This window comes from Candidatus Woesearchaeota archaeon, assembly GCA_003695435.1.
Taxonomy (GTDB): Archaea; Nanobdellota; Nanobdellia; order Woesearchaeales; family UBA11576; genus J101.
In genome coordinates this window covers 1-8,485 of the sequence record RFJL01000029.1, presented here as the reverse complement: position 1 = coordinate 8,485, position 8,485 = coordinate 1, and the positions used below count along the sequence as shown (strand labels likewise).

The following is an 8,485-nucleotide window of genomic DNA, read 5'->3' as shown; positions in this document are numbered from 1 at the left end:
TTATACGTCACAGTGCTTCCTTCTTCCAACACTATTTCAACTACTGCTGAGCGATAGAGTGCATCTCCTAAAACGCTTTCAAGTATTGTTGCTTGTGAGTGTTTTTTTGCTATGATGAGGATGTGTTCAAAGCGTGTTTGCGCGTCTCCTGAAAATTCAAGAAGGATGGGTTGTTCACGTACTTCGTTTTCTCGTAGCGTGATGATATGGACGTTTTTGAGCTGTTCTTTGTGGTGTTTGATGAATGCATCATCATCAGTAATGGTGGAGAAAAGAAGAGGGTGTTCTTGAAGTGTTTTTTGATGTACGTGAAGAATATCTGCGTGAGTTGACTCTTGCGTGATAGGTTCTTCACAATGAGTGAGTGTTCTAAGATCAAGGGGAAACTCGCTGTAAATGCCAATTCCGTATTTGAAAATTTCGCTCATCCTAGACTTCCTTCCATTTCAAGTTCAATGAGTTTGTTAAGCTCCACTGCGTATTCAAGAGGTAATTGTTTAACGATTGGTTCAACAAAACCTGAAACAATAAGTTGCACTGCTTGTTCTTCTTGAAGACCGCGAGACATGAGATAGAAAATTTCTTCCTCGCCTATTTTGCCAACTGTTGCCTCGTGGGAGACTTCAACATCGTCATTTTCAATTTTCATGAAGGGGTACGTGTTAGAAACAGAGCCCTTATCTACCATAAGTGCATCGCATTCAACATTGATTGTTGAAGATGTTGCATTGGGTGTTACGTGAACATACCCTCTATATGTTGCAATCCCTCCTCCTTTGCTAATTGATTTTGCAACAATTGTTGAAGATGTGCGTGGTGCTGCGTGGATTACTTTCATACCGGTATCTTGATTTTGACCCTCTCCTGCAAATGCTATACCCAGTGAATCGCACTTTGCTCCTTCTCCTACAAGAACTGCTGCGGGGTAGAGCATGGTAACTCCTGAGCCCATATTGCCGTTAATCCACTCTATCATACCGTTTTTTTGGACGATTGCGCGTTTGGTGTTAAGATTATAGGTGTTTTTTGACCAGTTTTCAACAGAGGAATATCGTACACGCGCTCCTTCCATAACATGGATTTCAACACATCCTGCATGAATGGATGATTTGTTATATTGAGGTGCGGAGCATCCTTCGATGTAGTGTACTTCACTGCCTTTATCTGCGATGATAAGTGTGTGTTCAAATTGCCCTGCTGCAATGGTGTTCATGCGAAAATAGGCTTGCAAAGGAATGTCTACTTTGACGTTTGGTGGTATGTAGATGAAGGTTCCTCCACTCCACACCGCTGCGTGTAGCATAATGAATTTGTGATCATTTACGGGAATGCAGGAAGTCATGAAATATTTTTTGACAAGTTCGGGGTACTTTTGCACAGCGGTGTCCATGTTTTCGAAAATAACTCCTTTGTCTTCCCACTCTTTTTTAAGAGAATGATAGACGATGTCTGAGTCGTATTGCGCTCCTGCACCGGAGAGTGATTTTTTTTCTGCCTCTGGAATGCCAAGTTTGTCAAAGGTCTCTCTGATGTCCTCGGGGAGATCTTCCCACTTAGTCGCTTCTTGCGCGTCGGGTCTTACGTAGTAGATGATGTCATCAAAGTTGAGTTGAGAGAGATCTGGTCCCCAAGTGGGTGTGGGTGTTTGTTCAAAGAGCTCTAGCCCTTTGAGTCTTTTTTGAAGCATCCATTCGGGTTCGTTTTTTTGTTTAGAGATGTCGCGTACTAATGCTTCGCTAAGACCTGGTTGTGCCTTGTACTTAATGCGATCCTTGCTTGCTTTGTCATATCTGCTCCGATCAATAGTAATGTCGTTCATGTATTACACCCCATTTCTGCTGCAGTACATGTGGAAGGAACGGTGGAAAACTGCTTGTGGATGTTGCACAGAGTCTTTGAATGTCTAATGATTTTGAGTAAGCGCTGAATCTCGCAGATATAGGAACTCATATCGTTAATGCGCGTGGAGCTCTTCTTGATTTCTTGTTCAATAGCGGAGTCGAAGTTTATTTGGTGGCCTCGTTTATTTGAGAGGTATTGCGAGACGGTTGCTTCTTGAATTTGGAGAAGTTTTGCTATGTCTTTTTGCTTCATACCTGATTCTTTTAAGTACTGTGTGAGGTAGCGTTTAATGGTGGGTATGATGTAGTAGACTTCAATTTCTTGTGGCAACAGGAATTTCTTAACCATAGTGAAGAAATCAGAGGGGTGGTTTATAAATGTAGTGGTTGTTTGTCTTTTAGCGTACCAAGATCCTTTTTGAGCTTGTTCAATTTAATCGGTTTCCTAACTGCTCTTCTAACTGGTTTCCTTTAAGGATCTGATCTCAAAGAATACAGTGTAGCTCTTGGCTCGGCAATAAAGTAGTAATAGAAAAACTCTGTCTGTTCACGATCGCAGTCCCCTGATGCGATGTGATCTATTTCATGACGAACTGTTTGCCTTGTTCTAAACAAAGGTGTGCAAAGATTGATGTAATACTTATCATCATGTCGTTTTCCAGAACCCTCGGGAAGACTTGTAAAACTACACTCAATCTTGGAAGGATCAAGACCTCTTCTAAGGGTTTCTTGCGCAACGATACTCTCCAACTCCTCTTGAGTTTCAATTTTTTTCCTAAACAGTGTTGAACAAGAAATCTGTGTAGCAAAAAGCGTTGTAAAGTACGCAGCTGGAACGGTAATCAGACCAAGAGCATATGCGGTGAGTTGATCCATCATAACGCGAAAGAGGAACTGGTTAAAAAACTTATGTGCACTCCCTTACGGGTACGAATACTTGCGTTTTAGTGAGTAGTGGTAACATAAGCTTTTAAATGAATTTTTTAAACTATCAAAAAAGAGGTGACTATGGCAAAAGCATTATTTATCCTTGCTCCTAATGGTTTTCGTGACGAGGAATTTTTTGAACCAAAGGAAGTTCTCGAATCAAGAGGTCATCAGTGCTACACAGCGTCAGTTGCAGATTCTTGTCAGGGAAAACTCGGCGCAGTAGTTATGCCAGACTTTCATGTCAAAGAAATAAATCTTGACGACTTTGATGTTATTATCCTCGTAGGAGGTCCGGGTGCGCCAGAACTTGCAAATTATCCTGAAGTAATGAATCTCATCAAAGCTGCAAAGCTAGCATCAAAAAACATTGCTGCAATCTGCATCGCACCTACCCTTCTTGCAAAAGCAGGCGTTGTTGAAGGAAAACAAGTAACAGTCTTTCCCGATCACGACGCCCGAATGCTCATGACGCATAAAGGAAAAGCAATCTTTGTTGACAGGCCTGTTGTTGTTGATGGAAACCTTATCACAGCAAATGGTCCTGACGCGGCAAGAGAATTTGGCGAGAGGATTGCGGAGATGCTCTCATGAAGACATTCACGATAGAAGAAGCAAACGAAACGGTAAAACTCATTATCCCTGCGCTTAGACGGGTGCAGCGCATGGCAGAGACCATAACTCTTTTAGGATCAGTACAAAACTCAGATAATGAACTTATAGGAACCTATAAGATGCAAAAAGAATTGCACAAAATTCACTACGAATTTTTCAATCATTTAGATTTTCTTGACGAGCAAGGAATCATCATTAAGGATCCTCACAAAGGGGAGATTGAATTTCCCTGCTCTGTTAATGGAAAACAGGTCTTTTTGCATTTCAAACTAGGTCAGGATCGAGTAACTCATTGGTATACTGATGATGATACAACACCAAGGCCTATTAGTTTGCTGCAGTAGTGTGATAAATAACGTTTATATATGAGAACTGGTTTTAACCCCTTGAGCATGGCAAACGCAAAAAACTATAATTTTCTTATGAAGACAAATCTTTCCCCTTACATTGGGGAATGGGTAGCTATTTGCGGTGAACGAATCGTATCGCACGGTCCTCATGTAAAGAAAGTATATGCCGAAGCGAAGAAAAAGTGCCCAAAAGAACGGCCACTTCTGACAAAAGTGCATGAGAAGCAGACAATGATTTTTTAGATGGTTCTTTCTTATCATTATAAAGTTATTGAACGCCCCGAACCTCTCTCTCCCGAACGCACGCCTTCAATTCCTGTGACGCTGGCTAATTCTAAAGGTGAGAATGCTATTGATGTTGTCGCTCTTATTGATTCTGGCTCAGATACCTGTGCAATTCCCAGGGCTTTTGCTGAGATCTTGGATCTTGATCTATCTGCCAAACCAGAACCTTGTGGAGGAATAAATGGGGATGTTGAAGCAATTCCCTCAAAGATGCGTGTAAAATTTGAGAAAGGTGATGAAAAGTATCAGTTTATTGTACCTGTCAACGTGATAAAGACAGATTATGAATTTGGCATTCTGATTGGGCGAGCGGGAATTTTCAATAGGTTTAGTATCACCTTTGACGAAGCAAAATGGAAAATTCGTCTCAAGCGTAACCAGCGCATTCTCTGATTATGTTAATTAAGAAAAATCTGTTCGATGTGTCGCAATTCAACAAGATCCTCATCGCGTACAAAAAAGTAATGAATGTGCATGAACGCGTTGATCCTCAAGAAGCACTTGATGAGCTTTTCTCGTCAGGGCGGTTTGTGTTTTCTCAGGGAGGGGAAAATTGGATTACGCGCTTAGTTTTTGAAGTTAAAGAAGAGTTTGTTGACGTGCGTTTTGAGACTGCAAGACGTTATCAAGTAGGACGGTTCGCACAAGTGATGGAAAAGAACAAAGAAGCATTTGAAGAAGAGTTGAAGAAAAGAGTGTCGGTTGATCAATCAAATAAAGCGTGATAAAAGAACTATAAAAATAAGTATAAAAAATTAAGAAAAAGAGTTTAGCACTCTTTTCCAAAGAGTTTCTTGTCAAAGTTGAGCACTTTTCCACCGCCAGTGATGACGAGGCTAAGAGCTACGAGCAAGAGCACGAAAGGAAATTGTATTCCTGCCCATCCTTGACCAAGGTGTACAAGGCCGATTGCAAAGACCATGATGATCGCGTGAAGCGCTGCAAAAGGTCGTGTTGCAATACCAACAAGTACGCCAATACCACCGATGAATTCGATGAGTGCTACAATCCATGCAAGAACTACTGCAAGAGAACCAAATGTTCCTGAGAGCATTCCTGCAAATCCGTCAATGCCTCCAAAGAGTTTACCATACCCTGCAATGGTGAATACAAGGCCTAAGGCAATTCTTAGAAGGAGGACGTTATAATCGCGGTATTTTTTTGCAAATTTAGCTAAACACATTTTGGTGCTACACCTCCTATTTTTTATACTTTTTAAGAAGAATCATTTAAAAACATTTGGTGGTGTAACAGTGTGCGATGAGGCGTTAATCGGTATCTGCTTGTATTTGCTTGGCTTTTCGCATAATGAGACGAAATAACTCGCGAACAAATGCATCATCCTCAAACCCCTTTTCTTTGAAGAGTTGCACTTTTTCTTGTAAGAGTTGCTCTTCGCGTTGAGGTTGCTCAATAGCAAGACCGTGCTCTTTTTTGCATGCAGCAACTGCTGGCATAAGTGCAAAGCGCTCACAAAGAAGGGCAACAATCTCCTGATCAATCTCATCGATGCGTTTGCGAATATCTTCTAATGCCATGAGAAGATGCTCTTAAGAGCGAATATAAAATTTTCTTTACGCTCACGCATACGTCGCCAGTAATATGCAAACCACGCCTTACCATAAGGAGCGTAGACGTAGACTCGGTAGCCTTTACCCACAAGCTTTTTTTGCAACTGTGGTTTAACACCAAGTAAAAAAGCAAAATCAACGTTTGATCGTCGGTACTTTTTGATGAGTTTTTCTCCAAGCGCAATGAGTTTTTCATCGTGTGTTGCGATAACGCAGGGATGATTCTTCGCAATGAAGTATTCCATCATCTGTGCATAGCGCTCATTGGTTTTGCGCTTATCAGTAAACACCATACGTGGTGATTCTTTATACGCTCCTTTGACAAGACGCACAGGAGTAGTAATACTGCGCGCGATATGGTGAGAATTACGAAGATAACATTGCAAAACAACACCAATCGCGTATTTCTTCGAGAGCCTCTTTGCAACCTCAAGTGTGCTAGTAAGCGTGGAGCTATCCTCCATGTCAAACCACACGAAAACATTATGCTTTTTTGCAACGTTAAGTACTTCAGTTACATTAGCAATGCACAAGTCCTCAGAGATGCCCTGGCCGAACTGAGAAAGTTTAAGAGAAACTTGAGCATTAATTCCTTTGAGTTGCTTAATGAGTGTTTGGTACTCTTTGATGTATTCTGCAATCTCAGAAGAATGCTTAACGTGTTCACCAAGAACGTTAAAGATAACGCCAATTCCTTGTTCATTAAGAGTATGGGCATGTTGTAGTGCTTCTTCTCTTGTTTCTCCAATAACGAAACGTTTTGCGAAGAGATAGAGCAAAGACATAACCAGAATCAAAAGCAGAGGATTTTATAAAGAAATGTGTGTACTAAGAAGTCATGGCAAGGTACAAAATCGTGTATGATCGCAACGGTTGTATTGGTGCTGGTGCATGCGCAGCGGTATCTAAGAACTGGAAGATGAATGATCTTGACAACAAGGCTGATTTTCTAGAAGCCGAATTTTCGGAAGAAGATCTTGAACACAACCTTGACGCAGCACGCATGTGCCCTGTACAAGTAATTAAAATCATCAATACTGAAACAGGAGAAGAAGTACCTCTTGAGTAGCTCTTTTTGTAGTTTTTCAAACACGTGGTAAGAATCACCTCTTCTACGTGTTATTAAAGGTAGTCAATGAAAACATGAACGGCGTTCTGTTCACACTTTGTCTTCAAGATAGTCTCTAAGCGCACGTGAAAAATTCACTCTTTTTTGCGCCCGATCGGTAAAAGGAACGCTTACCACCGCGTAGAGGGTAGCACAAAAATGGGACATAGGAATGCTCTGAACATCATAATGCCACGCGGCAAAATACAATGATCCTCCAAGAAGTAATCCTGCAACTTGAGCAGTTATTTCTTGAGCAACACAACGTTTCTCAAATTCACGAAGATCAGAATGTGTGATTGAGTTATCTAGTTGTGTGACTGCTGTTTCAAGCACTTCTTGTCTGGAGAGTGTTGAGCCTGCATAATCCCATTGTCTTGCAAGTTCACAAAGTGTTTCTTCTTGAAGTTTAACCATAGATCCTCAGGTTTAGCAAAGATTTATAAGTTTTAAGACGTAAAAAAACACTAGATCTTACTTTTTACGATATTTTCTCATGGTTTTCCACTCAATAAGTTCTTTGAGTACTCCTGGAAGAATACCTGTGACAACGAGGTTCTTATAGGTGAGAATTCCTCTCCACTTCCCTAAACTGATGACAAGAGGCCTCGTCTTACTTGTGTAGTTTTTAAGGGGTGAGTTGTTCTCAAGTGCATAAATGTTATGAAGTACAACATCTGCATGTTTTTCCGCGTTTTGAGCTGTCTTTTCTTCTCGTATCGCAGTGATATCTCCTGCGCAAAAAATGTGTTGTTCACACTGCAATGCGTTGTTTACTCGCACGTGTCCGCGAGACGTAATACAAGAACTAAAATCTTTCTTAAGACATTCTGAATGGGGGGTAATGCCAACACAAGAAAATACTACATCTGCTCGAAGGACATCAAGATCTTGTTTTTGTACTCGTTTGGAATCCGTTTTTTCTTGAGATGGGATAAGGACTACACCGCCTCCTTTTTTTTGTTCTGCGCGCGTATTAAGAAGGACGCGAACTCCGTAACGTTCGAGAAAGTTCTTAGCGTAATTGCTTGCTCGAAGAGGAAGTCTTTGAAGAAGGCGATCATGTGAGTGAACAAGTGTAACTTGCACATCGGGGTATTTCTTAGCAACTTCGCCTGCTATTTCAACACCAACAGGACCTCCTCCTACAATGAGAACTGTTTTTGCGCGCTCAATATCTTTATGGAATTGTGCGAGGTGTTCTACGCGTTGAGCAAGAACAACATTTTCCTCCTTAAACGGTTTGGTATAAGAAGAACCGCTTGCAACAACGGCATAATCAAAAGAAAGTTCACGATTCTTTGTAATAATCTTTTTTGGCGTTATACGAAGAACTGGTTCCTTGTACACAGTAGCATTGGGAAGATAGGTCTTATGACACACTTGTATTTTCTTTGCGTGTTCTGGTTCAACAAGTGTTCTAAGAATGCTAGGAGTAAATTCAAAGTAATCTTTAGTATCAAAAAGAACAACATCAAAATCGTATTGCAACGCTTTTGCAATTTTCGCCCCGGCAAAACCCCCTCCAATAATAACAACTCGTTTTTGCAGACTCATGAAAACGAAATGTCTACTTTTTTCCCAAAAACTTTTTTGGAGAGTTCTTTGAGGAGTGTTTTTGGGTCATCAATACCAGCATCAATACCTTGTTGCTGTGCAAAGGCCTTTGTTGCTTCAAGATCTAGTTGGATTTGAACAATGCCTGAACCTGTCTTCAGAACGAGAAAAAACTCCTTGGGAGATCCTTGAATTCCTGAAACAATGCCTGAAATCATAGAGGTACTTCTT

Annotated in this window: 16 protein-coding genes; 6 read left to right on the top strand and 10 right to left on the bottom strand. The window is 41.0% G+C overall.

The features are described from left to right. From D6774_01910 to D6774_01895, 4 genes are all read right to left on the bottom strand, one after another. A partial coding sequence (locus D6774_01910) for a hypothetical protein (GenBank protein ID RME78215.1) occupies window positions 1-428 on the bottom strand: 428 nt, incomplete at its 3' end. Then, the gene (gene sufB / locus D6774_01905) at window positions 425-1,819 is read right to left on the bottom strand and encodes a Fe-S cluster assembly protein SufB (GenBank protein ID RME78214.1); all 1,395 of its coding nucleotides are present in this window, start codon (window positions 1,817-1,819) and stop codon (window positions 425-427) included. The genes sufB and D6774_01910, both read right to left, overlap by 4 nt. After that, window positions 1,816-2,190, bottom strand: coding sequence for a transcriptional regulator (locus D6774_01900; protein ID RME78213.1), 375 nt, complete (start codon window positions 2,188-2,190; stop codon window positions 1,816-1,818). The genes sufB and D6774_01900 overlap by 4 nt, the downstream gene beginning before the upstream one ends. A gap of 122 nt (window positions 2,191-2,312) precedes the next feature. Next, window positions 2,313-2,717 carry a hypothetical protein gene (locus tag D6774_01895; protein RME78212.1) on the bottom strand — a complete coding sequence of 135 codons (405 nt, stop codon included), beginning with the start codon at window positions 2,715-2,717 and terminating at the stop codon, window positions 2,313-2,315. Between the two features lie 132 nt (window positions 2,718-2,849). On the opposite strand from D6774_01895, the gene D6774_01890 reads away from it, so the two are divergent. From D6774_01890 to D6774_01870, 5 genes are read left to right on the top strand one after another with little or no spacing between them, the layout of a single operon-like run. Next, on the top strand, window positions 2,850-3,362 hold the full coding sequence (locus D6774_01890; protein RME78211.1) for a DJ-1/PfpI family protein: 513 nt from the start codon (window positions 2,850-2,852) through the stop codon (window positions 3,360-3,362). Beyond that, entirely contained in the window at window positions 3,359-3,727 is a 369-nt protein-coding gene (locus tag D6774_01885; protein RME78210.1) for a DUF2203 family protein, read from the top strand. Before D6774_01890 ends, D6774_01885 begins: the two co-directional genes overlap by 4 nt. A 48-nt stretch (window positions 3,728-3,775) precedes the next feature. After that, window positions 3,776-3,976, top strand: coding sequence for a hypothetical protein (locus D6774_01880; GenBank protein RME78209.1), 201 nt, complete (start codon window positions 3,776-3,778; stop codon window positions 3,974-3,976). Beyond that, entirely contained in the window at window positions 3,977-4,411 is a 435-nt protein-coding gene (locus tag D6774_01875) for a hypothetical protein (GenBank protein ID RME78208.1), read from the top strand. A 2-nt stretch (window positions 4,412-4,413) separates the two neighbouring features. Further along, window positions 4,414-4,743: a hypothetical protein gene (locus D6774_01870; protein ID RME78207.1), complete on the top strand. Its 330-nt coding sequence runs from the start codon at window positions 4,414-4,416 to the stop codon at window positions 4,741-4,743. Window positions 4,744-4,787: 44 nt separating this feature from the next. Here the strand turns inward: D6774_01870 and D6774_01865 are convergent, their stop codons facing one another. The 3 genes from D6774_01865 to D6774_01855 form a co-directional block, all read right to left on the bottom strand. Next, a complete protein-coding gene (locus tag D6774_01865; GenBank protein RME78206.1) occupies window positions 4,788-5,201 on the bottom strand; it encodes a DoxX family protein in 414 nt (137 codons plus the stop codon). Between the two features lie 85 nt (window positions 5,202-5,286). Then, window positions 5,287-5,556: a hypothetical protein gene (locus D6774_01860; GenBank protein ID RME78205.1), complete on the bottom strand. Its 270-nt coding sequence runs from the start codon at window positions 5,554-5,556 to the stop codon at window positions 5,287-5,289. After that, on the bottom strand, window positions 5,547-6,374 hold the full coding sequence (locus D6774_01855) for a hypothetical protein (GenBank protein ID RME78204.1): 828 nt from the start codon (window positions 6,372-6,374) through the stop codon (window positions 5,547-5,549). Before D6774_01855 ends, D6774_01860 begins: the two co-directional genes overlap by 10 nt. A gap of 53 nt (window positions 6,375-6,427) precedes the next feature. Here D6774_01855 and D6774_01850 point away from each other — a divergent pair, with 53 nt between their 5' ends. Then, window positions 6,428-6,658 (top strand): ferredoxin, encoded by a 231-nt coding sequence (locus D6774_01850; protein ID RME78203.1) that lies wholly within the window; start codon window positions 6,428-6,430, stop codon window positions 6,656-6,658. Between the two features lie 90 nt (window positions 6,659-6,748). Here D6774_01850 and D6774_01845 read toward each other — a convergent pair whose 3' ends face one another. The 3 genes from D6774_01845 to D6774_01835 form a co-directional block, all read right to left on the bottom strand. After that, entirely contained in the window at window positions 6,749-7,114 is a 366-nt protein-coding gene (locus tag D6774_01845; protein RME78202.1) for a hypothetical protein, read from the bottom strand. 57 nt (window positions 7,115-7,171) lie between these two features. After that, on the bottom strand, window positions 7,172-8,254 hold the full coding sequence (locus D6774_01840; GenBank protein ID RME78201.1) for a hypothetical protein: 1,083 nt from the start codon (window positions 8,252-8,254) through the stop codon (window positions 7,172-7,174). Then, window positions 8,251-8,485: hypothetical protein (locus D6774_01835; GenBank protein RME78200.1), on the bottom strand; the 235-nt coding region annotated here is incomplete at its 5' end. The genes D6774_01835 and D6774_01840, both read right to left, overlap by 4 nt.